The sequence below is a fragment of the Arthrobacter sp. NPDC057388 genome, from assembly GCF_042668165.1.
GTDB lineage: Bacteria > Actinomycetota > Actinomycetes > Actinomycetales > Micrococcaceae > Arthrobacter.
The window spans coordinates 16,008-40,352 of sequence record NZ_JBHVBL010000031.1 but is presented as its reverse complement, the minus strand read 5'-3'; the positions used below and the strand labels follow the sequence as shown (position 1 = coordinate 40,352).

Sequence of the window (24,345 nt, the reverse complement as noted above, 5' to 3'; positions counted from 1 at the left end):
CTCCGCTAAAGCACGTCCAGGCCGTCGAGCCGGAGCTGTACCGGGTCCTCGGTGCGCTTGGCCGCGGCTGCTGCCTTCGCGGCCCGCAGCACCCTGGTCACCGCTGCCGCCTGCGCGTACGGAATAAACATCAGCGTGCGCACATCGCTTTCGGTCCCGGCGGACGGGACACCGGCCGTGTGGAGCAGCGGCGCCGGTCCTGCGATCCGCAGCTCCACACCCTCGGCGGCAAGGAGCCGCGTGGCCGAGTCCGTAAAATGGCCGACGGCGGTGCTGCCGCCGGTAACGGCGGCCACCCTCACCGCCGGGGGCAGCTGCAGCTCGGCGCGCAGCGCCAGCTCCCGCTGGGCATAGCCGGCCGGGTCCCACCGCAGCAGCGCGCCGACGGCAGCAGTATCGTCGGCGGTGATGACCACCATGCCGCCTTCCGCGGCCGGCCGGACGAGAGCCGCCGCGTTGAACCAGCGCCGCACCGCGTCCTCCCCGGCGCGCAAATTCTCCCGCCGAAGCAGCGAGTCGCCGTCAAGCAGCAGCGCCGCTGCGTATCCGCCCTGGGCCACGGGCTCGGCACCCACGGTGGCCACAACGAGGGCGCCGGCATCAGGGACCGTCGCCTTGACGTTCTGGCCCGAGGACGTGACCACGGCCTTGCCCGGGAAGGCCCTGCCCAGTTCCTCGGCGGTGCGGAGGACACCGGCTGCGCCGCGGCGCAGCCGGGTGCCCTGGCAATGGACACAGCGCCAGGCCGGTGCCGGCGTCGAACACCAACGGCACTGGGGCACGGCTGCGCTGCCCGCAACGGCGAGCGGCCCCTGGCAGGACGGGCAGCGGGCAGGTTCCCGGCAGGTCTCGCAGGCAAGCGACGGCGCGTACCCGGCGCGGGCCACCTGCACCAGTACCGGTCCGCGTTCGAGGGCTTCCTTTGCCGTGCGCCAGGCTGCTCCGGGCAGCCTTGCCAGCCGGGCCAGGGGGTCGCGTTCCTGTTCGAAGCTGTCGGCCGTGTTGCGGACCCGGGCCACCGTGCCCCGGAGCGTGGTGCGCTCAGCTTCCACGGGCATGGCCCAGCCGGCCTCCACGAGCCGCTGCACCTCCGTGCTGCGCGCATGCCCGGCCAGCAGGCAGGCGGCCCCCTCCTGCTCCGCACGGAGCAGCAGAACTTCACGCGTGTGGGCGTACGGGGCGCGCTGCTCCACATGGAGGTCATCGCCGTCGTCCCAGCAGACCACCAGCCCGAGGTTTTGCACGGGGGCGTAGGCGGCGGAGCGGGTGCCCACAGCCACGCCCGCGGAACCCGTGAGCACGCGAAGGTAATTGCGGTACCTGGGGGTCTGGCCGTCGTCGGCGGTCAGCCTTGCGACATCATCGGCCGGCAGGACATCCTCCAGGGCGGCCTGCACCCGGTCCAGGTCGCGGTAGTCGGGAACCACGACGACGGCGCCCCGGCCTGACTGCCGGACAGCCGCCACGGCTTGCGCAACGAGGTGCGGCCAGCCATCCGGGCCGAACCCCTGCATGGCGCTGACGGCAGCCCGGGGCGATCCGCCTGACGCGAGGTGGCGGAGGAACGCGGCTCCGTTACGGTAATGGGTCCAGCCTGCGCCGGAAAAGCCGGGCTCACCGCCTCCCGACGGAACTTCGGCAGCCGCTCCGGAACCCACCGGCCCGGCCCCGGCCAGTTCCTTCTCCACTTTGACCACGCGTGGCGGAATGGCCACGCGCAGGACATCGCTGACGGTGCCGGAGTAGCGGGCGGCCACGCGCCGGGCGAGTTCCTGCAGCGCGGGAGTCAGGACGGCAACCGGGGACACCACTTTGTGCAGCGGGACGAGGGGCTGGCCGGCGTCGGACTCCTCAGCCCGGTCCAGGATGTAGCCGCCGAGCTCCTGGCCGCTGAATTTGACCCGGACGCGCACGCCGGGCCGGGCGTCCGCGTCCAGTTCGGCCGGAACGCTGTAGTCGAACGGCCGGTCCAGATGCGGCAGCGGCGACTCAATGAGCACGCGCGCCACCGGCCGGACGGGAGCAAGCTCCGGGCCGCCCGCGGGCCTGGCGGCCGGGAAGCCCTGCAGCAGTGACAGCTGCAGGGGCTCTGGCGTGGGGTGTGACACGCGCCTTACCTCCGTCCTGGGTTACGCATCAGCACATCACAAGGGTCTGACATTCCCGGAGTGCTGACGGCGGCGGAGGCGACAGGTCAGGCGTTGAAGTACGCCTTCAGGTCGTCCACGCGGTCCAGGCGCTCCCAGGTGAAGTCCGGATCGTCACGGCCGAAGTGGCCGTGCGCGGCCGTCTTGGCGTAGATCGGGCGCTTCAGGTCCAGGGCGTCGATGATGGCGCGCGGACGCAGGTCGAAGATCTCCGCAATCGCGGCGCTGATCTTGGCCGGGTCGACGGTTTCGGTCCCGAACGTCTCGACGTAGGTTCCCACGGGGCGGGCCTGGCCGATGGCGTACGCGATCTGGATCTCGGCGCGCTTGGCGAGCCCGGCAGCCACCACGTTCTTGGCAACCCAGCGCATGGCATAGGCAGCGGAGCGGTCTACCTTGGACGGGTCCTTGCCCGAGAAGGCGCCGCCGCCGTGGCGGGCCATGCCGCCATAGGTGTCCACGATGATCTTGCGGCCGGTGAGTCCGGCATCGCCCACCGGGCCGCCAATGACGAACGCGCCGGCCGGGTTCAGGATGTTGTTGGTGCGCGAAATGTCCAGGTCCGCCAGTGCGAGTACGGGGTCAATGACGTGCGTGGCGAGGTCGGCGCGGAGCTGGTCGAGGCTGAAGCCTTCGGCGTGCTGGCTGGAGATGACCACGGTTTCCACGGAAACGGGCCGGTCGCCGTCGTACCCGATGGTGGCCTGGGTCTTGCCGTCCGGACGGAGGTACGCGAGTTCGCCGTTCTTGCGCACCTCGGTGAGGCGCTCGGAAAGGCGGTGCGCGATCCAGATCGGGGTGGGCATGTAGGACGGGGTCTCATCGCTGGCGTAGCCGAACATCAGGCCCTGGTCGCCGGCGCCCTGCAGGTCGTAGTCGTCTTCCTGGCGGCCTTCACGGGCTTCCAGCGAGTTGAACACGCCGCCGGCGATGTCATTGGACTGCTGCCCGATGGAAACGGAAACACCGCAGCGTGCGCCGTCGAAGCCGTTGGCGGAGGAGTCGTAACCGATGCCCAGAATCGTCTCGCGGACGATCTGCGGGATTTCGACGTACGCATCGGTGGTCACTTCGCCGGCCACGTGGACCAGGCCGGTGGTGGCCATGGTCTCGACGGCGACGCGGGACTCCGGGTCCTTGTCCAGCAGGGCGTCCAGGATCGCATCACTGATCTGGTCACAGATCTTGTCCGGGTGCCCTTCAGTCACCGACTCCGAGGTGAAGAGCCGAAGCGCGGAGGGGGCGGACCCGTGGGATTCTGGGATGTGCAGCGGTAAAGTCACTCAACTACCTTACTGGTTGGCAAACGGAGGCGCGGCAGCGTATGTCCCCATGCTAAGGAGACGTTGCTTACGCCCGTCAGGTTCGCGGGAAGACCCGGCTCAGTTCGGTGCCGACGCGGTCAATGACAATGGCGGCGACGTCCTGCTTGGACCCGGACGCCGACTGGGGCTCCGACCCGGCCTTGGCGAGAATGACCACGGAGTTGTGGTCCTGGCCGAACACCTTGTCGGACCCCACGTGGTTCACCACCAGCAGGTCGCAGCCCTTGCGCCGCAGTTTGGCTTCGGCGTACGAGAGGACGTCGCCCTGCTCGTCCCCCGTCTCGGCGGCGAAGCCCACCACGAGCTGGTTGCTGCCTCCGGCGTCGCGGACGGCGACCAGCTCGTGCAGGATGTCCGGGTTCCGGACCAGGGTGATGACGGGGTCGGCGGTGTCGTCCCGTTTCTTGATTTTGGTGCCGGACACCGCGGCCGGCCGGAAGTCGGCCACGGCCGCCGCCATGATGACGACGTCGGAATCGGCTGCCGCTGCCAGCATGGCTTCCCGGAGCTCCAGCGCCGTTTCGACGGCGACGAGTTCAACGCCCGCGGGTGCCGGCACTTCCATGTGTGCGGCCACTAGCCGAACGGTGGCTCCGGCGTCGCGGGCGGCGGCGGCCAGTGCCACGCCCTGCTTCCCGGAGGAGCGGTTGCCCAGGAACCGGACGGGATCCAGGGGCTCGCGGGTGCCGCCGGCGCTGATGGTCACCGTACGGCCGGAAAGCGGGAACCCGGCATCGGACCGGAGGCCAGCGTCCGACTGGAGGCCTTGGGCCAGCGCGGTGGCCGCCGCGAAGATGGCTTCGGGTTCGGGCAGGCGGCCGGGGCCGGAGTCGCTGCCGGTCAGCCGTCCGCTCGCAGGTTCCAGCACGGTCACGCCGCGGCTGCGGAGAGTTTCGACGTTCGCCTGGGTGGCTGCGTGCTGCCACATCTCGGTGTGCATGGCAGGCGCGAACAGGACGGGCCCGCTGGCCATCAGGAGCGTGTTGGTGAGCAGGTCGTTGGCCTGCCCGGTGGCGGCGCGGGCGAGGAGGTCCGCGGTGGCCGGGGCCACCACGATCAGGTCCGCCTCGTGGCCCAGCCGGACATGGTTGACCAGCTCGACGTCGTCGAACACGCTGTTGGTCACCGGGTTTCCGGACAGCGCCTCCCAGGTGGCCACGCCAACGAAGCGCGTGGCAGCTTCCGTGGGGATGACGGTGACGTCATGGCCGGCTTCAGTAAAAAGCCGGAGGAGCGATGCCACCTTGTAGGCGGCGATCCCTCCCCCGACTCCGAGGACTATGCGCACGTGAACTCCGTCAGCAGGCAGTCTGTTTACTCTGCGGAGGTTACTCTGCAGCTTCGATCGGCGTGGAAACCAGCTTGCCCTCGTTGATCTCGCGCAGGGCGATGGACAGCGACTTCTCGTTCAGCTTGGTGTCGACCAGCGGGCCGACGTACTCGAACAGGCCCTCGTGCAGCTGGGCGTAGTACGCGTTGATCTGGCGTGCACGCTTGGCACCGAAGATCACCAGGCCGTACTTGGAGTCGGCTGCCTCGAGCAGCGAATCGATCGGCGGGTTGATGATGCCTTCAAGGTTCGTGGACACGAATTCTCCAAATTTCTAGCGGGCTGATGGCGTCTGCGGCTGGCGCGGGTGCGGAGTCAGCCCCATGAGTGAAACAAGCTCGTCAGCTGCCCGGCGAACGTCGTCGTTGATGACGGTGTAGTCGAACTCCGGTTCAGCAGCAAGCTCTACTTTACCGGTTTCCAGCCGCCGCTGCTGTTCCTCGGCGGATTCCGTGCCGCGGCCCACCAGCCGGCGGACCAGTTCTTCCCAGCTGGGCGGAGCCAGGAACACGAACCGGGCGTCAGGAACGGCCTGCTTCACCTGGCGCGCACCCTGCAGGTCGATCTCCAGCAGCACGGAGCGGCCCTCGGCGATGGCCTGGTTGACGGTGCTCTTCAGGGTTCCGTAGGTGTTCTGTCCGTGCACCACGGCCCACTCAAGGAATTCGCCGGCAGCCACGAGGGACTCAAACTCTTCCTTGGACTTGAAGTAGTAGTGCACGCCGTCAATCTCGCCGGGCCGCGGTGCGCGGGTGGTTGCCGAGACGGACAGCCAGACCTCAGGGTAGTTGTCGCGGATATAGGTGGACACGGTGCCTTTGCCAACAGCCGTAGGACCAGCGAGGACTGTCAGTCCGGGTTTGTGATTCACGTATTCCTTTGGACGGTCTACAGATGACTCTGTTCGGATAAAGCTATTTCTCGTTCATAAAATCTACCAGCGCCCGGCGCTGGTGGATGCCGAGCCCCCGGACCCTGCGGGACGCGGCGATGCCCAGGTTGTCCATGATGGCCGCGGCCCGGACCTTCCCGATCCCCGGCAGGGCCTCGAGGAGCTCCGAAACGCGCATGCGCGCGATGGCCTCCTCGGTGCCGCCGGAGTCCAGGATCTGGGCCACGGTCAGTTCGCCGGATTTGAGCCGTTCCTTGGCCGAGGCCCTGGCAGCCCTTGCCGCAGCGGCCTTCCTGAGTGCGTCGGAACGTTCCTGCTGTGACAAGGGTCGCAAGCTCACGGTCATTTCCCCTGGGGTCAGCCAACGGATCCGCGGCCGGCGGCGTTGAAGCAGCCGCGGATTTGTCCTGAACCTACTCCCTGCCGGCCGGAGAAATCAATGGACTATTCGTCGCGGAGCCCGGCGAGGGTGCGCTCCGCGGCCTCCCTGAGCTCCCGAACGCCGGGACCTGCCTTGAGGATGTCCCGGCTGGAGGTGCCCAGGACCTGCGGGTAGGCGGCGCCGAAAGTCTTCCGCAGGTCTGCCGGGGTGGCCCCCTGGGCGCCCAGGCCGGGCGCAAGGATCGGACCGCGGACAGCCCCCAGGTCCAGCTGCAGGTCCGACAGGGCCGTGCCCACGGTGGCGCCCACAACGAGGCCCACCGAGCCAAGGGGGCCGGAATACCGCCCGTTCTCCTCCGCGGCGGCCTGGACGATCCGGCGCGCCACCGAGTCGTGTCCGCCCACGTGCTGCACCGAGGCACCCTCCGGGTTGGAGGTCAGCGCCAGGACGAACACGCCGCGGCCGTGCTCGGCCGCAAGGTCCAGGGCAGGCCGCAGCGACTCGAACCCCAGGTACGGGCTCAGCGTCACCGAATCCGCCGCAAGGGCAGAGCCGTCGCTGAGCCAGGCGTCGGCGTAGGCGGCCATGGTGGAACCGATGTCGCCGCGCTTGGCGTCGGCGATGGTGAGCACACCCTCGTCCCGGGCAGTGGCCAGAACCTCTTCGAGGACCGCCATGCCGGCCGACCCGTGCCGTTCGTACAGCGCCACCTGCGGCTTGACCGCGGCAGCGAGCGGAGCCACAGCCTCCAGGGCGGTGAGCGAAAAGCGCCTCAGCCCGGCGGCGTCGTCGTTCAGGCCCCAGCCGGCGAGGAGGGCGGGGTGCGGATCAATGCCGGCGCACAGCGGACCGCGGTCCGCCATGGCCCGGCCCAGCCGGGAGCCAAAGGACTCCCGGCCGGCGCCTGCGGCAGTGTTCGCGCCTGAAGCGGCCTCAGGCATTCTGCTCTGCCGGGGTCTGTGCTGCTGCCTTCTGCAGGGCGGCCTCCTGCGACGCGATGAGCGCAGCTGCGTGCTCCTGCAGGCTGGTCACGGACCAGGCGTAGGTGCGCAGCGCCTCGATGGCCTGCACCGCCGCGTTGAACTCGGCCACGGTGGTGATGCAGGGGATGCCGATCGAGGTGGCGGCGGCGCGGAGCTCGTAGCCGTCGCTGCGGGCCTCCCCGCCTGACGGGGTGTTGAACACCATGTCGATTTCGCCGGCGACCACGAGGTCGGCGATGGTGCCTTCACCTTCGGCGCTGCTGCCTTCGGCCACCTTACGCACCGGAGTGGCCTGGATGCCGTTGCGACGCAGCACGTCGGCGGTGCCGCCGGTGGACACGATCTCGAAGCCGAGGTCGGAGAGGCGCTTGACGCCCATGATCACCGAGCGCTTGTCGCGGTTGGCCACGGACACGAAGACCTTGCCTTCGGTGGGCAGGGCGTTGTTGGCACCCGACTGGCTCTTGGCGAACGCGGTGTCGAAGTGCTTGTCGATGCCCATGACCTCGCCGGTGGAGCGCATTTCCGGCCCGAGCAGCGAATCCACGACCTTGCCTTCCAGGGTGCGGAACCGGCTGAACGGCAGGACCGCTTCCTTGACGGCGACCGGGGCGTCCAGCGGCAGGGTGGAACCGTCGCCGGTTTCCGGCAGCATCTTGTACGCGCTGCGGAGCTGGCCGATGGTGACGCCGGTGCCGATCAGCGCCGCGGCCTTGGCCATCTGCACGCCCGTGGCCTTGGACACGAAGGGCACGGTCCGGGAGGCACGCGGGTTGGCTTCCAGGACGTACAGCACGTCGGAGGCCAGCGCGAACTGGATGTTGATCAGGCCGCGGACGCCCACGCCTTCGGCGATGGCCCTGGTGGCGGTGCGGACGCGGTCCAGGACGTTGTTGCCCAGGGTGATGGGCGGCAGGACACAGGCGGAGTCGCCGGAGTGGACGCCGGCCTCCTCGATGTGCTCCATGATGCCGCCCAGGTACATGTCCGTGCCGTCGAACAGGGCGTCGACGTCGATCTCCACGGCGTCCTCGAGGAAGCGGTCAATCAGCACCGGGTGCTCGGCGGTGATTTCGGTGGCGTTGGCGATGTAGCGGGACAGGTTCGGCTCGTCGTAGACGATCTCCATGCCGCGGCCGCCCAGGACGTAGGACGGGCGGACCAGGACGGGGTAGCCAATTTCGTCCGCGATCTTCTTGGCGTCCTCGAAGGAGACGGCGGTGCCGTTCTTCGGGGAGACCAGGCCGGCTTCGTCCAGCACGCGGGCGAAGGCGCCGCGGTGCTCGGCGAGGTCGATCGCCTCGGGCGAGGTGCCGAGGATGGGCACGCCGGCGTCGGCCAGCTGCTGGGCCAGCTTCAGCGGGGTCTGGCCGCCGAGCTGGACGAAGACACCCATCACGCCGCCGGTGCGTTCCTCGGCCGCGATGACTTCGAGGACGTCCTCAAGGGTCAGCGGCTCGAAGTACAGGCGGGTGGAGATGTCGTAGTCGGTGGAGACGGTTTCCGGGTTGCAGTTGACCATGACGGTCTCGTACCCGGCCTTGCGCAGCGCCATGGATGCGTGGACGCAGGAGTAGTCGAACTCGATGCCCTGGCCGATGCGGTTGGGCCCGGAGCCGAGGATGAGGATGGAGGGCTTGGAGTGCAGCGCAACCTCGTCCTCCTCGTCATAGGCCGAGTAGTGGTACGGCGTGTAGGCGGCGAACTCCGCGGCGCAGGTGTCCACGGTCTTGTAGACCGGGCGGATGCCCAGCGCCTGGCGGACGCCGCGGACGACGGCCTCGGAGTTGTGCGTCAGGGCGCCGATCTGCTCATCGGAGAAGCCGTGGCGCTTGGCGTTGCGGAGCATGTCCTCCGTCAGCGCGCCGGAGCGGCGGATCTCCTGGGAAATCTCGTTGAGCAGCTGGAGCTGGTCCAGGAACCAGGGGTCGATCTTCGTGGCCTCGTGGAGCTCCTCCACGCTGGCGCCGCCGAGCAGGGCGCGCTGCACCTGGTGCAGGCGGTCCGTCGTCGGGCGCTTGGCCTTCTCGATCAGCTCCGGCACTTCCCATTCGGGCACGGAGGTGAAGTCCAGCTGCGAACCCTTCTGCTCGAGGGACCGCAGGGCCTTCTGGAGGGCTTCGGTGAAGTTGCGGCCCATGGCCATGGCCTCGCCCACCGACTTCATGGTGGTGGTGAGGGTGTTGTCCGCGGCGGGGAACTTCTCGAACGCGAACCGCGGGACCTTGACCACCACGTAGTCGAGCGTCGGCTCGAAGGAGGCGGGGGTCTTCTGCGTGATGTCGTTCGGGATCTCGTCCAGGGTGTAGCCGAGCGAAAGCTTGGTGGCGATCTTGGCGATGGCGAAGCCGGTGGCCTTGGACGCCAGGGCCGAGGAGCGGGACACGCGCGGGTTCATTTCGATGACGACGACGCGGCCGGTCTTGGGATCGATGGCGAACTGGATGTTGCAGCCGCCGGTGTCCACGCCCACTTCACGGATCACGGCGATGGCGACGTCGCGCAGCTTCTGGTATTCGCGGTCGGTGAGCGTCAGTGCCGGTGCCACGGTGATGGAGTCGCCGGTGTGCACGCCCACGGGGTCGAAGTTTTCGATGGAGCAGACGACAACCACGTTGTCGTTCTTGTCCCGCATCATTTCGAGCTCGTATTCCTTCCAGCCGAGGATGCTCTCTTCGAGCAGCACCTCGCTGGTGGGGCTGTACTGCAGGCCCTGGCCGACGATCCGGCGCAGGTCCTCTTCGTTGTACGCCAGGCCGGAACCGAGGCCGCCCATGGTGAAGGAGGGGCGGACCACCATCGGGTAGCCGAGGTCGCCGGCGGCCTTGAGTGCCTCGTCCATGGAGTGGATGATGTGGCTGCGGGCGGATTCGGCGCCGCAGCGCTCCACGACGCCCTTGAACTTCTCGCGGTCCTCGCCGAGCTCGATCGCGGCGATGTTCGCACCGATCAGTTCCACGTTGTACTTCTCCAGCACACCGTTCTTGTCCAGCGCGATCGCGGTGTTCAGCGCCGTCTGGCCGCCCAGGGTGGGCAGCACGGCGTCGGGACGCTCCTTGGCGATGATCTTCTCCACCACCTCGGGGGTGATGGGCTCGATGTAGGTGGCGTCGGCGAACTCCGGGTCGGTCATGATGGTGGCCGGGTTGGAGTTGACGAGGATGACGCGCAGGCCTTCCTCCTTGAGGACGCGAAGCGCCTGGGTGCCGGAGTAGTCGAATTCAGCGGCCTGGCCGATGACGATCGGGCCGGAACCGATGACCAGGACGCTCTTAAGGTCAGTTCTCTTGGGCATTACTTCTTGTCCTCAGTCTTGTTGTCAGTCGTGTTCTGCTGTGCATCGGCGGGGTGCCGGGCGTCCACCGGTTCCTTGGACAGGTTGGCGGTACGCCCGTCGCGGCTGCCCTCCATGAGCTCGATGAAGCGGTCGAACAGGTACGCGGCGTCGTGCGGGCCCGCGGCAGCCTCGGGGTGGTACTGCACGGAGAAGGCGGGAATGTCCAGGCAGGCCAGGCCTTCGACAACCTCGTCGTTCAGGCTGACGTGGCTGACCTCCACGCGTCCGTAGCGCTCTTCCGGCGCGTTGGTGGGGCCGTCCAGCGGGGCGTCGACGGCGAAGCCGTGGTTCTGCGACGTGATCTCCACCTTGCCGGTGCGGCGGTCCATGACGGGCTGGTTGATGCCGCGGTGGCCGTAGCGGAGCTTGTAGGTGCCGAAGCCGAGGGCCCGGCCCAGGATCTGGTTGCCGAAGCAGATGCCGAAGTAGGGCAGCTTCTCGTCCAGGACGGTGCGGAGCAGCTTGACCTGGTTGTCGGCGGTGGCGGGGTCGCCGGGGCCATTGGACATGAAGAAACCGTCGGGGCTGACGGCCTTGACGTCGTCGATGGTTGCCGTGGCGGGCAGCACGTGGACGCGGACGCCGCGTTCGGCGAAACGCACCGGGGTCATGGCCTTGATGCCGAGGTCGATCGCGGCGATGCTGAACCGCGGGTCCCCCTCCCAGCCGTGGTCCTTCGGCTCCACCACATAGGCTTCGTCGATGCTGACTTCCTCGGCAAGGCGGGCGCCTTCCATCGGCTCGCTGGCGAGCACGGCGTCGAGGAGTTCCTTGTCGGTGGCCTTGGCGGCGTCGCCGGAGAAGATGCCGGCGCGCATGGTTTTGTGTTCGCGCAGGTGCCGGGTGATGGCCCGCGTGTCCACGCCCTGGATGCCCACGATGCCCTGCTCGACGAGCTCGTCGTCCAGACTGCGCTCGGACCGCCAGTTGGAGGGACGGCGCGCCGCGTCGCGGACGATGTAGCCGGCCACCCAGATGCGGCGGGATTCGGCGTCCTCGCTGTTCACACCGGTGTTGCCGATGTGCGGGGCCGTCTGCACCACGAGCTGGCGGGCGTAGGACGGGTCGGTAATGGTCTCCTGGTAGCCGGTCATGCCGGTGGCGAAGACCGCTTCCCCCAGGGCGGTGCCCTGCGCGCCGTAGCTGCGGCCGCGGAAGATGCGGCCGTCTTCGAGCACCAGGACGGCGGGGGCGGAGGCTGCGGCCTGCGCAGTTCCTGCGTTTACTGTCACTTCGGTTTCCGTCACTTTATTACTTTCCACTATTGGGCACCTGCCTGGGGGCCTGGGGAGATCATTTCCTGAAGTTGTTGGAGGATGGCCGGCTTGTCCGCGGCGCGGCGCGTGCGGAAGCCGGTGTCCAGGGCGTGGGTTCCGAGCATCCAGCTGAGGATCAGCAGGCCGTCCTTTTCCACGAATTTCCCGGCCATGCCGCTGTCCTGCCGGACACCGGCCAGCGAAGCCGCCGGGATGAAGAGCGGGCCGGAACCGGCACGGTCCAGGAGCACGCCTTCCGGATGGACCGAGAGTTCAGCGTTGGTGCGGATGCCGAGGCCGTGCACGGCAATCCTGTCCAGCCAGTCGCCCGAGGTGGTCGAGGCGACGTACTGCCCGTCCGCCGAAACCAGCGGCTCGCCGAGGCCCGCAGGAACGGCCGGCAGCTGCCCGATGTCGGACTGCCGGCGCAGCCGGTTGCGCCAGCCGATCCAGATCAGGACAAAAACGACGGCGGCCACGGCCAGCATCGCAAGTCCGGGAAGGATTTTTTCCATCAGTTTGCACCCGAGACGCCGGCAACCGGCGCTTCCGAGGGGTAGCGGTAGGGGGTGTTGAGCTTGCCGTCCAGGACCGTGGGGTGGCCCTTGAAGAACGTGGCCACGACTTTGCCCGGGAGTTCCATGCCGCGGAACGGCGAGTTGCGCCCCATGGTTGCCATGGCGGAGGGGTCTACGGTCCAGCGCGCGGCCGGATCCACGAGGACGATGTTGGCGGGTTCGCCCTTTTCGAGCGGCCGGCCCTGGTCCGCGAGGCGTCCGATGCCTGCGGGCGCGGTGGACGTGGCCCGGGCGAAGTCGGCCCAGGTCATCAGGCCGGTCTCGATCATGGCGTGCTGGACCACGGACAGGGCGGTTTCCAGTCCGGTCATGCCCATGGCCGCCTGCGCCCACTCGCATTCCTTGTGCTCGCTCGGGTGCGGTGCGTGGTCGGTGCCGACGACGTCGATGGTGCCGTCGGCGAGGGCCGCTCGCAGGGCCTGGACGTCGTCGTTGGTGCGCAGCGGCGGGTTGACCTTGTAGACGGGGTCGTAGCTGCGGACCAGTTCATCGGTGAGCAGCAGGTGGTGCGGGGTCACCTCGGCCGTGACGTTGATGCCGCGCGCCTTGGCCCAGCGGATGATCTCGACGGAGCCGGCGGTGGAGACGTGGCAGACGTGGAGCCGGGAACCGACGTGCTGGGCCAGGAGCACGTCGCGGGCAATGATGCTTTCCTCGGCAACTGCCGGCCAGCCGGTCAGGCCGAGGACCGCGGAGACCTCGCCCTCGTTCATCTGGGCGCCTGCGGTGAGGCGCGGTTCCTGCGCGTGCTGGGCCACAACGCCGTCGAACGCCTTGACATACTCGAGGGCGCGGCGCATCAGCACGGGATCGTGGACGCAGATGCCGTCGTCGGAGAACATGCGGACCTGGGCGCGGGAGTCCGCCATGGCGCCGAGCTCGGCGAGCTGTTCGCCGGCGAGGCCCACGGTGACGGCGCCCACGGGGCGGACGTCCACCCAGCCGGCGTCACGGCCAAGGCTGTAGACCTGCTCCACCACGCCGGCGGTGTCCGCCACCGGGGTGCTGTTGGCCATGGCGTGCACGGCGGTGAATCCACCCAGGGCAGCGGCGCGGGTGCCGGTTTCCACCGTTTCGGCGTCTTCGCGGCCGGGTTCGCGCAGGTGGGTATGGACGTCCACCATGCCCGGCAGTGCGATGAGACCGTCGGCGTCGATGACCGTGGCGCCGTTTGCTGCGTCGCTCCCGGAGAGGCCGCTGCCGCGGGCTGCGATGACGCCGTCGCGGATCAGCAGGTCCTCGGCGTCGCCGCCCAGGATCCCGGCGCCCCGGATCAGGTAAGTGGTTGCTTCAGCCATCAGTTGCTCTCCTTCAGGGTGGCGGCTGGTTCACGGGTGTCTCCGGAGAGCAGCAGGTACAGGGCGGCCATGCGGATCGAGACGCCGTTCTTCACCTGCGCGAGCACGGTGGAGCGGGGCGAGTCGGCGGCGGCCGCGGAAATTTCAAGGCCCCGGTTCATCGGTCCGGGGTGCATGATGATGGTGTCCTTCAAGCCCAGGCTGTCCAGGGCGCGGAGCCGCGTGTCGTCAAAACCCCAGCGGCGGGAGTACTCGCGGGTGGACGGGAAGAACGAGGCGTTCATCCGCTCGCCCTGGACGCGGAGCATCATGACCGCGTCGACGCCCTTTTCGAGGGTCTCGTCCATGTCGTAGCTGATGCTGCAGGGCCATTTTTCGACGCCGATGGGCAGCAGGGTGGGCGGCGCCACCAGGGTGACGTCGGCGCCGAGGGTGCGTAGGAGCCATACGTTGGACCGCGCCACGCGGGAGTGCAGGACGTCGCCGGCGATGGCGACGCGCATGCCGCGCAGGTCCGCCCCGGTGGAGGGCAGGCCGGAAAGTTTGGTCCAGTGCCGGCGCATGGTGAACGCGTCCAGGAGCGCCTGGGTGGGGTGTTCGTGGGTGCCGTCGCCCGCGTTGACCACTGCGGCGTCGATCCAGTCGGTTGCTGCAAGGCGGTGCGGCGCGCCGGAGGCCCAGTGGCGGATCACGACGGCGTCGGCGCCCATGGCGGACAGCGTCTGTGCGGTGTCCTTGAGTGACTCGCCTTTGGAAACCGATGAGCCCTTGGCGGCGAAATTGATGACGTCCGCGGAGAGCCGCTTGGCGGCCGCCTCGAAGGAGATGCGGGTGCGGGTGGAATCCTCGAAAAAGAGGTTCACCACGGTGCGTCCACGCAGGGCAGGAAGCTTCTTGACTTCGCGCTCCCCCACGGTCGACATCTCTTCGGCGGTGTCGAGGATGCGGACGGCGTTGGCCAGGCTGAGGTCTTCGGTGGAAAGAAGGTGTTTCATGCGCCGCCCTCGATGACAACTTCGTTAACCGCCTGGCCGTCGACGGCGTCGGTCTCCTCGAGCCGGACCCGGACCTTTTCGGCGGAGGAGGTGGGCAGGTTCTTGCCCACATGGTCTGCGCGGATGGGGAGTTCGCGGTGGCCCCGGTCGATGAGGACTGCCAGGCGCACGATGCGCGGCCGGCCCAGGTCGACGAGGGCGTCCAGGGCGGCGCGGATGGTGCGGCCGGAGTAGAGGACGTCGTCGATCAGCACCACGACCTTGTTGTCTATGCCGGTCAGCGGCAGCTGGGTGCGGTGCGGGGGCCTGGTGGGCTGGTGGGAGAGGTCGTCCCGGAACATGGTGACGTCCAGCTGGCCAACGATGGCGGCAGCGTCCACGGCGGGATCGGCGGCGGCGATTTTCTGGGCGAGCCGGACTGCAAGCGGGTAGCCGCGGCGGGGAATGCCCAGCAGCACCAGGTCCTGGGAGCCCTTGTTGGCCTCGAGGATCTCATGGGCGATACGAGTGAGGGCACGGTCGATATCCGCCTGGTTGAGTACAACCCTGGCCGGAACCGGTGCCTGCGTGACAGGAGTCATCGCTCGTCTCCCCTTTCCCCGCCTCACGGGACGGAATTAAAAAAGGAACATTTGCCTTCCAAAATTACCACACGGGCGCCTGGGCCCGGCCCCGGCAGAGGGCGTCGTCCGTCACACCGTGAAGGGCTGTGCTGATCCCCTCTCCGGTGCACACAGGCCAGCCCGGTACTTTGTTGCCCAACCCGCGGCACATAGGCTCATGTCTATGTCAATGAATCCGCAGCAGAGGCAGTTCCCCGGCCCTGAGTTCGGCCAACAGCCCGCCAATCCAAGCTGGATGGGCCACGTCCAGCCGCAGAACTACCGCCCCGCACCGGGCCACAGCGGCGGCGCCGTGCACCAGGTCATCCCGGAGGCTGCCTCAACCGTAGCTGCCCGCCCCGGAGCCGGGACCCTGGGGCTGGTGGTCGGCGGGGGGATCCTTGCCTTCGTCAGCCTGTTCATTGTGGTGCCATTCCTCCTGGCCAGCACCGGCGTGACCGGGTTCGTCATCGGCTTTGTGGCGTCCCTGGTTCCGCTGGCGGCGGTGCTGTCCGCCGTCGCCGTCATTGACCGCTGGGAACCCGAACCCAAGCGCCTGCTGCTGTTTGCCTTCACCTGGGGTGCGGCCGTGTCCATTGCCGTGACACTGCTCATCCAGCCGGTCTTCGCCCTCGCGGCCCCGGCCACGGACGAGGCATCCTTCCGCGACTTCATGACCACCGTGCAGGCGCCCGTGGTGGAGGAGTTCGCGAAGTCGCTGGGCCTGCTGCTGCTTCTCCTGTTCGCCCGCCGCAATTTCGACGGTCCCGTTGACGGCGTCGTGTTTGCCTTCACCATCGCCGGCGGCTTTGCGTTCACCGAGAACATCCTTTACTTCGGCCGGGCGATCGCGGAGTCCGGCACCGGCAGCGACCTGGTGCAGATTTTCTTCCTCCGCGGGGTCATGTCGCCGTTCGCGCATGCCATATTCACCGGCACCACGGGCCTGATCATGGGGCTGGCCGCCCGCCGCGGGCACTCGGGCGCGGCGGTGCTTGCGTTCTTTGTCGGCCTGGTCCCGGCCATGATCCTGCACAACCGGTGGAACAGCATGGGCCAGGACTTCCTGGCCCAGTACGTGCTGGTGCAGGTCCCCATCTTCGTGCTCGCCGTGGTCAGCATCGTGGTGCTGCGGGTCGCCGAAAGGCGGCTGACCAGGCAACGGCTCCAGGAGTACGCCGCCGCAGGCTGGTTCGCTCCGGCCGAGGTGGAGCTGCTGGCCACCCCGGGCGGCCGGCGCCAGGCAGTGCGCTGGGCCGCCTCCTACAACCGCGGCGGGGAGATGAAGGAGTTCGTCAGGGCGGCCACGCGGCTGGCCTTCACCCGGCAGCGGATCCTCAGCGGCAGGGATGTGCCGGCGCACCAGCGGGACGAAGTGCAGCAGCTGCGCCACCTGACGGCAGTGCGGAGTGCCCTGCAACAGTAGCCCGGCATGCAGAAAGCCCCCGCAGGCCGGGCCTGCGGGGGCTTTCCGTCGTGACTCAGCTCAGGCGAGCAGGGACGGCTTCAGCTGCTGCAGGCGTCCCAGAAGGCCGTTGATGAACGACGGCGACTCATCCGTGGAGAGCGTCTTGGCCAGGGCGACGGCTTCGCTGACGGCAACACCGTCGGGAACGTCGTCGTTGTAGAGCAGTTCCCAGGTGCCGATCCGGAGGATGATGCGGTCCACGGACGGCATGCGCTCAAGCGTCCAGCCCTGGGAGTAGGTTTCGAGGAATTCGTCGATGGTGGCCTGCATCGACACCACGCCTTCGACGATCTCGAGGGTGTAGGGATTGACAATCTGGTCAGTCCTCTCGCGGCGCGCACGCAGCACGTCGAAAGCTGAGACAGAACGCTGCTCGGCTTCGAAGAGGACTTCAAGAGCCCTGTTGCGGGCTTTACCGCGGGCGCTCACTAGTCGTTGACCCGGCCGAGGTAGCTGCCGTCGCGGGTGTCGACCTTGACCCTGGTGTTGTTCTCGACGAACAGCGGCACCTGGATCTCGTAGCCGGTCTCCAGGGTGGCGGGCTTGGTGCCGGCGGAGGAGCGGTCGCCCTGGAGGCCCGGCTCAGTGTAGGTGATTTCGAGGACAACGCTCGGCGGCAGCTCGATGTACAGCGGCGTGCCTTCGTGCATGGCGATGTTGACCTGCTGGTTTTCCAGCATGAAGTTGGTGGCGTCGCCCACAACCTCGCCCGAAACGTGGACCTGGTCGTAGTCCTGGGTATCCATGAAGACGAAGTCGGCGCCGTCCTGGTACAGGTACTGGTAGTCGCGGCGGTCAACCGTGGCGGTTTCGATCTTCAGGCCGGCGTTGAAGGTCTTGTCGACGACCTTGCCCGAGAGCACGTTGCGGATCTTCGTACGCACGAAGGCACCGCCCTTGCCCGGCTTCACATGCTGGAACTCAAGGACGTTCCAAAGCTGGCCGTCCAGCTTCAGTACGGTTCCATTCTTGATGTCGTTTGTGGTTGCCACTGGTTTCCTCTGGTTGTGTCTGACTGGTTCTGGCTGCCAGCTGGTTATGCCAAGCGGGCAGCCAGAACGGGGTGCCAGCGTGTGTTTATCAAAAATCCAGAAACCATTCTAGCTGATAAGGCGGGAGAACCTCTTAGGAGGCCAGTTCGAACACGTCCCGCGCCCGCTGCAGGGCCACGGTCGAGGAGTAGATGAGGGCTGCATCGGCGGACTGCGCCACCCGCAGGTCCAGCGCCCGGGTGAAGGATTCCACCGCGGCAGCAATGTTCCCTGCCACGAACTGCATCCGGCCGAGGTACTGGTAGGCCAGGGCCTCGTTGGCCGTTCCCTGCGCCTCGGTGAGCAGCTGCCGGAAGAGTTCGACGGCGCGGTCGTAGCGGTGGGAAACGCGCAGGACGTCCGCTTCGTAGGCCCGCAGCGTGAACGACTCGGGGTCCTTGTAGCGGGCTTCCGCCACCAGCTCGGCGGCGTCGGCTGCGCGTCCCTCGACGAGGAGCACCAAGACCTGGTCGGCCGGATCGGTCGACGCTTCCAATGCGGCGGCGCAGGTTTCTTCGCTGACAATCTCAGAAAGCAGTGTGTCCGGGTTGATCCGGATCCCCGGGAAACCGCCGTCGGGCCATTCGATGGTTCCGCTCTGGTCCCCGCGCATCAGGAGGCAATCTCCTGGTAGGCGGCAAAGAGCAGGGAGGTATCGGGCACATCCAGGATTCCCGGCTTGGCGATGCCGTCGAGGACCACGAAGCGCAGGAGATCGCCGCGGGACTTCTTGTCGCGGCGCATGCCGTCCAGGAGCCCCTGCCAGCGGTCGCGCCGGTATGTGACGGGCAGCCCAAGGGATTCGAGGATGCTGCGGTGCCGGTCGGCGTCGGCGTCGCTGAGCCGGCCGACGCTGCGGGACAGTTCAGCGGCGAACATCATGCCCACCGATACGGCGGCGCCGTGCCGCCACGAGTAGCGTTCCACGAGCTCAATGGCGTGGCCCAGGGTGTGGCCGTAGTTCAGGATTTCCCGGAGGCCGGATTCCTTGAGGTCCTCGGAGACGACGCGGGCCTTGACCGCGATGGCACGCTCGATCAGCTCGCGCAACGCATCGGAACCCGGATCCGTTACCGCGTCAGGATCCTTCTCAATGAGGTCCAGGATGGCGGGATCCGCGATAAAACCGCACTTGATGACCTCGGCCATGCCGGAGATGATCTCGTTCCGGGGCAGGGTCTTCAGTGTGTCCAGGTCGGTGAGCACTGCTGCGGGCGGGTGGAAGGAGCCCACGAGGTTTTTGCCTTCGGCCGTATTGATGCCGGTCTTGCCGCCGACGGCCGCATCCACCATGCCGAGCAGGCTCGTGGGCATGTGGATGACTTTGACGCCGCGCAGCCAGGTGGCGGCCACAAAGCCGGCAAGGTCGGTGACGGCGCCGCCGCCAACAGAGACCACGGCGTCGGAACGGGTGAAGTCGTTCTGGCCCAGCACCTGCCAGCAGAATGCGGCAACCTGGATGTGCTTGCCTTCCTCGGCGTCAGGGATTTCCGCGGTGACGGCGGTGAAGCCGGCAGCGGCAAGTTCATCCCGGACGGTGTCGCCGGTGAGGCGGAGGGCGCGCGGGTGGATGACCAGGACGCGCCGGACGCGCTCCCCCAGCAGTCCCGGCAAGGTGCCGAGCAAGCCGCGGCCAACTACGACGTCGTAGTTGTCCCCGGCAGACTGTCCGGTGACCTTAATGACGGTTGATTCGCTCACTTTTCAACTTCCTGTTTCGCGGCAGCGCATTCGGTGGCTGCCGTCGTCGCGGTTGTGTTGATCTCGCGTGTGGTGGGGTCTGGGGCGTTGCCGGCGGCAAAGTCGCACAACGCGGCTTCGAGCTTCAGCCCCAGCTGTGGCACGGTGCCCTGCCGGACGTCCAGCACAATGTCCGCAAGGCGCTCATAGACCGGTTTCCGGGTGGCGAACAGCGCCTTCCAGCGACGGATGCCGTCACCGGCCAGCAGCGGCCGCCCGGAATTCTTGGCGATCCTGGCGGCGACGGTGTCGGCGTCGCACTCCAGGTAAACCACAGTGCACTGTTCCAGCAGCTGCTGCGTGCCGGAGTCCAGGACCGAGCCGCCGCCCAGCGAAACCACGGTGGCGGTGCCGGCCGCGGCCTCGATGATGCGTGCCACCGTCCGGGCTTCGATCTCGCGGAAGGAACGTTCGCCGCGGTTGGCGAAGATGTCCGCGATCGAACCGTGGCCTTCGACGATGACGGCGTCAGTGTCCACGAACGGGGCATCCAGCTGTTGCGCCAGCTGCTGCCCGATCGCCGATTTGCCGACCGCCATGGGCCCAATTAGCACAATGGGCCGCTCACCCGCGCTGCAGGGTGTATTGCTCCGGGGCACTACAGTCCGATCGTATCCAGCGACGCCGGAATGCTCTCGAGGTAGCCGCGGATGTTGCGGGCGGTCTCTGCCACGGAGTCGCCGCCGAACTTTTCGGTCACGGCCTCGGCCAGGACCAGCGCGACCATGGCCTCGGCTACAACGCCGGCAGCCGGAACGGCACAGACGTCGGAGCGCTGGTGGTGGGCCTTGGCTGCCTCGCCGGTGCTGATATCGATGGTCTTCAGGGCCCGCGGGACGGTGGCGATGGGCTTCATGGCGGCCCGGACACGCAGGACGTCCCCGATGCTCATGCCGCCTTCGATGCCGCCGGCGCGGTTGCTGGTGCGGATGATCCGGCCGTCCGCGTCCTTGACGATTTCGTCGTGGGCGGCGGAGCCGCGGCGTGCGGCGGTGAGGAAACCGTCGCCCACTTCGACACCCTTGATGGCCTGGATACCCATCAGGGCGGCGGCCAGGCGGGAATCGAGGCGGCGGTCCCAGTGGACGTAGCTGCCGAGTCCCGGGGGCAGGCCGTAGGCCAGTACCTCCACCACGCCGCCGAGGGTTTCGCCTTCCTTGTGTGCGGCGTCCACCTCGGCAACCATGGCATCGGAGGTTTCGCGGTCGAAGCAGCGGAGCGGATCGGCGTCGAGGGCGATCACGTTGTCCGGCACGGGCAGCGGCCGGCCTTCGGGAACGGTGACGCTGGCGATGGACACCGTGTGGCTGACCAGCTCAATGCCGAGGTGCTTCAGGAACTGGGCGGCAACCGTGCCCATCGCCACGCGCGTGGCGGTTTCGCGGGCGCTGGCGCGTTCCAGCACGGGACGGGCTTCGTCGAAGCCGTATTTCTGCATGCCCGTAAAATCGGCGTGCCCCGGGCGGGGCCGGGTCAGCGGGGCGTTGCGGGCCTGTCCCTCGAGTTCCCCGGGGTCCACCGGATCGGCCGACATGATCTGTTCCCACTTGGGCCATTCGGTGTTGCCCACCTGGATGGCGACGGGGCCGCCCTGGGTGATGCCGTGGCGGACACCGCCAAGGATCGTGACGACGTCCTGCTCAAACTTCATCCGTGCCCCGCGGCCGTAGCCGAGCCGCCGGCGGGCAAGGGCATCGGCGATCTGCCCGCTGGTGAGTTCAACACCGGCGGGGACGCCTTCGATAATTCCGACCAGTGCCGGGCCATGGGACTCACCGGCGGTCAACCAACGCAACATAAAAACCATCCTGCCATGTCTGGCGGTCAGGACACCCGCCGGGGTGCCCCGACTGCGTCGCACATCACATCTATGACTTCAGCACTTCCGGCATCCGGCAGGCCCGTGAAGTAGCGGACCTGCTCCACTGCCTGGTACAGCAGCATTTCAAGGCCGGGGACCACTGTTCCGCCGCCGGCGTGCCAGGCGGCGGCGATTTGGCTGGGCCACGGATCGTAGGCCACGTCGAGGAGGACACCGTCGGTGCGCCGTCCGAGGGCTTCGAGTTCCGCCGCCATGCCGTCTGCCGCCCGCGGCGGCAGCGTGGATATTACGACGCCGGCACTGGCCATCGCTTCGACCGCACCATCGAGGGTGTGGACGGAGATGTCCATGCCCAGCCCGTCTGCTGCCGCCCTGGCTTCCGCCGCCCGCGCGGTGTTCCGGACATACACGTCAACGGACACTGCACCCAGCTCCTGCAGGGCTGCCACTGCCGCGGCCGCCGTTCCGCCGCCGCCAAGGATGACGCCGGAAGGACCGTCCGCGGCGCCGGCGTTGCGGAGGGCGTTGACGATCCCGGCGACGTCGGTGTTGTAACCAATCCGCCGGGTGGACTCCCCCTCGCCTTCGAACGCCACAGTGTTGATGACGCCCAGGACCCTGGCCACGCCACGGACCTCGTCCACCTCCGCAGCCATGGCCTTCTTCAGCGGCATGGTGACGGACAGTCCACGCCAGCCGCTTTCTGCACGAACCGAATCCATGAACGCCGGCAGCGACTCTTCTGTCACGTCGATGGCGGTATAGCCGATCTCCACACCGAGCCGCGCATAGGCGGCCAGGTGGAGCGCCGGTGATTTCGAATGGCCGATGGGGTGACCCAGGACGGCTGCCCGCAGGCTCATACGCAACGGCCCGGGTTGGCCTCGCACCACGCGTTGTACTGCTCGACGTAGCCGTTGTGCTCGGCCAGCGTCTTGGAGAACTTCGTTTCCTTGGTGTCGAGGTTGATGGTTACCCAGTACAGGTAATCGTTCTTGTTCGGCTTGGCCGCCGCATCGATGGCGGTCTTGCCCGGCGAACCGATGGGCCCGGCGGGCAGGCCCTTGATGGCGTAGGTGTTGTACGGGTTGGACTTGTCGGCTTTTTCGGCCTCGTCGATGTGGAAGGTCTTCTTGCCCAGGCCGTAAGTGACCGTGGCGTCCGACTGGATCAGGCCGTTGGTTTCGGTGTTGGTGGGCTTCAGGCGGTTGTAGATGGCGCCCGCCACGTCCTTGTACTCCGCCTGGCCACCCTCTGCCTGCACGATGCTGGCAACGGTGACGACATCGTACTGCCTGGCCGAATCCGTCACGCCCTGCGCCTTCAGCTCGTCCTGGGTGGCCTTCACAAGCTTGGTCAGGATCTCCTTGGCGGTGGATCCCAGCGGGAAGCGGTACTCCCCCGGAGCCAGGAAGCCTTCCAGGTTCTTCGCCTTGGACGACACCCCGAACTGCTCGGGCGCGTCGCTGAGTGACTTGAGCTGGGCCAGGGACAGGCCCGATCCCTCGGAGATTGCCTGCAGCGATTCATCGATCCGAAGGCCCGCGTTCAGGGCGAAGTACATGACCTTCGCCTGTCCCTCGTTGAGGAGCACGGAGACGGCGTCGGAGTTCTTCATTTCCTGCTTGAAGTCGTACTCCCCCGGCGAGAGGGTGCCGCCGGATGCGCTGAGGGCGGCGATGAAGGTGTCGGCGTTGGCCACCACCTTGGCCTCTTCCAGTTTGGCCGCGACGGATACCGGGCCTTCGCCCGGAACAACGGACACCTTCACCTGCCCGCTTCCAGGGCCGGGATAATCGGCCGGCTTGTCGTTCCCCAGCAGCGGCTTCAGGAACTGCGCACCGACGACGGTGGCTGTGACAAAGAGCGCGAGGGTCAGCAGCAGCGCCACAAGACGGCGACGCCGCCGGACCTTCTTGGAGGGCCGGGTCACGGTCGCCCCGGTTTCGGCTCCGGCCAGGAGCTGGTGCCCCACGGCCTGGTGCTCATAGGGCGCGTGGTCCTCGTACGCTTCGTGCTGCGCGTCGTAGTGGTGGACGTCCTCGTAGTGGTGGCCGGGCTCAAACTCGGCATGGTGGCCCTGGGCGAATTCGGCGAAGTGCGGCGCATCTTCGGACTGGGGACCGTGGACCTCAGGCCCGGCGTCCGCCTTCGCAGCGGCATCTGCGTGCGCTGCAGCGTCCGCGTCCTCGACGGGGTCGTGGATGGTCGGCGGGACCGGCGGAACATCGGGAACCTCATCCGGAGCCAGAGGTTCGGGGGCAGGAACAGGCTGCGCCACCGGAGCAGCCGGTATTGCCGCCGTCCGGGCAGCGTTCGCTCCGGAAACCGGTGCCGGAGCAGAAACCGGGACCGGGCCGGAAACCGCGGCGGAAGACCCCGGCTGCCGTGCGGCACCCGCGGACGCGTGCACCTCTTCACCGGATTCGTAGGCCTGCTCGGGCACGGCATCTCCGGTACTGGCCTTCTCGCGGGCGCGGATCTCCTTGCGTGTCAGGGGCCGTCCGGTGTCCGCGAAGGGTTCGCCGGAGGAGTCGTCACTATTGACCGGGCTCACTGTAGCTTTCCATCCTCTGAAGATCGTGTTTCCGTTTCCGGGCCAGGCCGTTCAGCAGTATCCGCTGCAGCGTGTCCGGACAGCCCCGCACGGGGAAGCGCGCGCACGCGGCTCCCCACATCCGTTCCCCTGGCTTTTTGCATATCGATGGCGTGCTGCAATATTCCGGCAGCCGCAACCTGATCCACCACTTTACGGTGATTTTTGCTGCTCATGCCAGCTTCGTGGAGGCTGCGGTGGGCGGTGACGGTGCTGAGCCGCTCGTCAATCAGGTGTACGGGGACGTCCGAACCTGCCCGGTCCAGCTCGTCGGCCAGCAGCTGTGCGTACTCGGTAGCCATGCGGGCGGAGGCGTGTTCCTCGCCTTTCATGGTCCGCGGCAGGCCCACGAATATCTGCACGGCTCCGCGGTCCGCTGCGAGGGCGGCGATCACGCGGACATCCGAATTTTTCCTGGGATTGCGGTCGAGCGTCTTCAGCGGTGTGGCGAGGATCTCATCGCGGTCACAGATGGCGACGCCGACGCGGACGGTCCCCACGTCCACCCCCAGTTTGATGCCCCGGGGGTGGACGTGCGGCTCAGCGGAGGAAGTCACAGCCTG

General features: G+C 67.7%; 23 protein-coding genes. 1 reads left to right on the top strand and 22 read right to left on the bottom strand.

Features of this window, described 5'->3' with window-relative positions; all coding sequences use genetic code 11:
- Window positions 1–5: 5 nt before the first annotated feature.
- The 13 genes from ACFUTU_RS14805 to pyrR all read right to left on the bottom strand — a co-directional run bounded on the left by ACFUTU_RS14805 (window position 6) and on the right by pyrR (window position 15,104).
- Window positions 6–2,108: a primosomal protein N' gene (locus tag ACFUTU_RS14805; RefSeq protein WP_377965531.1), complete on the bottom strand. Its 2,103-nt coding sequence runs from the start codon at window positions 2,106–2,108 to the stop codon at window positions 6–8.
- Between the two features lie 86 nt (window positions 2,109–2,194).
- The gene (gene metK / locus ACFUTU_RS14800; protein WP_377965529.1) at window positions 2,195–3,430 is read right to left on the bottom strand and encodes a methionine adenosyltransferase; all 1,236 of its coding nucleotides are present in this window, start codon (window positions 3,428–3,430) and stop codon (window positions 2,195–2,197) included.
- 76 nt (window positions 3,431–3,506) lie between these two features.
- Window positions 3,507–4,760, bottom strand: coding sequence for a bifunctional phosphopantothenoylcysteine decarboxylase/phosphopantothenate--cysteine ligase CoaBC (gene coaBC / locus ACFUTU_RS14795; RefSeq protein ID WP_377965527.1), 1,254 nt, complete (start codon window positions 4,758–4,760; stop codon window positions 3,507–3,509).
- A 40-nt stretch (window positions 4,761–4,800) separates the two neighbouring features.
- Window positions 4,801–5,061, bottom strand: coding sequence for a DNA-directed RNA polymerase subunit omega (rpoZ, locus tag ACFUTU_RS14790; protein WP_003800778.1), 261 nt, complete (start codon window positions 5,059–5,061; stop codon window positions 4,801–4,803).
- Window positions 5,062–5,076: 15 nt separating this feature from the next.
- Window positions 5,077–5,673 carry a guanylate kinase gene (gmk, locus tag ACFUTU_RS14785; protein WP_377965525.1) on the bottom strand — a complete coding sequence of 199 codons (597 nt, stop codon included), beginning with the start codon at window positions 5,671–5,673 and terminating at the stop codon, window positions 5,077–5,079.
- Window positions 5,674–5,716: 43 nt separating this feature from the next.
- Window positions 5,717–6,040: an integration host factor, actinobacterial type gene (mihF, locus tag ACFUTU_RS14780; RefSeq protein WP_377965523.1), complete on the bottom strand. Its 324-nt coding sequence runs from the start codon at window positions 6,038–6,040 to the stop codon at window positions 5,717–5,719.
- Window positions 6,041–6,138: 98 nt separating this feature from the next.
- Window positions 6,139–7,017, bottom strand: coding sequence for an orotidine-5'-phosphate decarboxylase (pyrF, locus tag ACFUTU_RS14775; protein WP_377965521.1), 879 nt, complete (start codon window positions 7,015–7,017; stop codon window positions 6,139–6,141).
- Window positions 7,010–10,354, bottom strand: a complete 3,345-nt coding sequence (gene carB, locus ACFUTU_RS14770) for a carbamoyl-phosphate synthase large subunit (RefSeq protein ID WP_377965519.1) — start codon at window positions 10,352–10,354, stop codon at window positions 7,010–7,012. Before carB ends, pyrF begins: the two co-directional genes overlap by 8 nt.
- Window positions 10,354–11,628: a glutamine-hydrolyzing carbamoyl-phosphate synthase small subunit gene (gene carA / locus ACFUTU_RS14765; RefSeq protein WP_377965517.1), complete on the bottom strand. Its 1,275-nt coding sequence runs from the start codon at window positions 11,626–11,628 to the stop codon at window positions 10,354–10,356. The genes carB and carA overlap by 1 nt, the downstream gene beginning before the upstream one ends.
- A 29-nt stretch (window positions 11,629–11,657) precedes the next feature.
- Window positions 11,658–12,167 (bottom strand): hypothetical protein, encoded by a 510-nt coding sequence (locus ACFUTU_RS14760; protein WP_377965516.1) that lies wholly within the window; start codon window positions 12,165–12,167, stop codon window positions 11,658–11,660.
- Complete coding sequence (locus ACFUTU_RS14755) at window positions 12,167–13,528, bottom strand: dihydroorotase (protein WP_377965514.1); 1,362 nt, start codon at window positions 13,526–13,528, stop codon at window positions 12,167–12,169. The genes ACFUTU_RS14760 and ACFUTU_RS14755 overlap by 1 nt, the downstream gene beginning before the upstream one ends.
- Entirely contained in the window at window positions 13,528–14,523 is a 996-nt protein-coding gene (locus ACFUTU_RS14750; RefSeq protein ID WP_377965512.1) for an aspartate carbamoyltransferase catalytic subunit, read from the bottom strand. Before ACFUTU_RS14750 ends, ACFUTU_RS14755 begins: the two co-directional genes overlap by 1 nt.
- The gene (gene pyrR / locus ACFUTU_RS14745; RefSeq protein ID WP_377965510.1) at window positions 14,520–15,104 is read right to left on the bottom strand and encodes a bifunctional pyr operon transcriptional regulator/uracil phosphoribosyltransferase PyrR; all 585 of its coding nucleotides are present in this window, start codon (window positions 15,102–15,104) and stop codon (window positions 14,520–14,522) included. The genes ACFUTU_RS14750 and pyrR overlap by 4 nt, the downstream gene beginning before the upstream one ends.
- A gap of 205 nt (window positions 15,105–15,309) precedes the next feature.
- On the opposite strand from pyrR, the gene ACFUTU_RS14740 reads away from it, so the two are divergent.
- Window positions 15,310–16,551, top strand: a complete 1,242-nt coding sequence (locus ACFUTU_RS14740) for a PrsW family intramembrane metalloprotease (protein WP_377965508.1) — start codon at window positions 15,310–15,312, stop codon at window positions 16,549–16,551.
- A 60-nt stretch (window positions 16,552–16,611) separates the two neighbouring features.
- Here ACFUTU_RS14740 and nusB read toward each other — a convergent pair whose 3' ends face one another.
- The 9 genes from nusB to ruvX form a co-directional block, all read right to left on the bottom strand.
- Window positions 16,612–17,022 (bottom strand): transcription antitermination factor NusB, encoded by a 411-nt coding sequence (nusB, locus tag ACFUTU_RS14735; RefSeq protein ID WP_003800750.1) that lies wholly within the window; start codon window positions 17,020–17,022, stop codon window positions 16,612–16,614.
- Window positions 17,022–17,585, bottom strand: a complete 564-nt coding sequence (gene efp, locus ACFUTU_RS14730) for an elongation factor P (protein ID WP_377965505.1) — start codon at window positions 17,583–17,585, stop codon at window positions 17,022–17,024. The genes nusB and efp overlap by 1 nt, the downstream gene beginning before the upstream one ends.
- A gap of 133 nt (window positions 17,586–17,718) precedes the next feature.
- Complete coding sequence (locus ACFUTU_RS14725) at window positions 17,719–18,237, bottom strand: tetratricopeptide repeat protein (protein WP_377965503.1); 519 nt, start codon at window positions 18,235–18,237, stop codon at window positions 17,719–17,721.
- A complete protein-coding gene (gene aroB / locus ACFUTU_RS14720; RefSeq protein WP_377965501.1) occupies window positions 18,237–19,325 on the bottom strand; it encodes a 3-dehydroquinate synthase in 1,089 nt (362 codons plus the stop codon). The genes ACFUTU_RS14725 and aroB overlap by 1 nt, the downstream gene beginning before the upstream one ends.
- Window positions 19,322–19,903, bottom strand: a complete 582-nt coding sequence (locus ACFUTU_RS14715; RefSeq protein WP_377965499.1) for a shikimate kinase — start codon at window positions 19,901–19,903, stop codon at window positions 19,322–19,324. Before ACFUTU_RS14715 ends, aroB begins: the two co-directional genes overlap by 4 nt.
- A gap of 59 nt (window positions 19,904–19,962) precedes the next feature.
- Window positions 19,963–21,162, bottom strand: a complete 1,200-nt coding sequence (gene aroC / locus ACFUTU_RS14710) for a chorismate synthase (RefSeq protein ID WP_377965497.1) — start codon at window positions 21,160–21,162, stop codon at window positions 19,963–19,965.
- A gap of 26 nt (window positions 21,163–21,188) precedes the next feature.
- The gene (locus ACFUTU_RS14705; protein ID WP_377965495.1) at window positions 21,189–22,049 is read right to left on the bottom strand and encodes a shikimate dehydrogenase; all 861 of its coding nucleotides are present in this window, start codon (window positions 22,047–22,049) and stop codon (window positions 21,189–21,191) included.
- On the bottom strand, window positions 22,046–23,743 hold the full coding sequence (gene mltG, locus ACFUTU_RS14700; RefSeq protein WP_377965493.1) for an endolytic transglycosylase MltG: 1,698 nt from the start codon (window positions 23,741–23,743) through the stop codon (window positions 22,046–22,048). The genes ACFUTU_RS14705 and mltG overlap by 4 nt, the downstream gene beginning before the upstream one ends.
- On the bottom strand, window positions 23,740–24,339 hold the full coding sequence (ruvX, locus tag ACFUTU_RS14695) for a Holliday junction resolvase RuvX (protein ID WP_377965491.1): 600 nt from the start codon (window positions 24,337–24,339) through the stop codon (window positions 23,740–23,742). The genes mltG and ruvX overlap by 4 nt, the downstream gene beginning before the upstream one ends.
- Window positions 24,340–24,345: the final 6 nt, after the last annotated feature.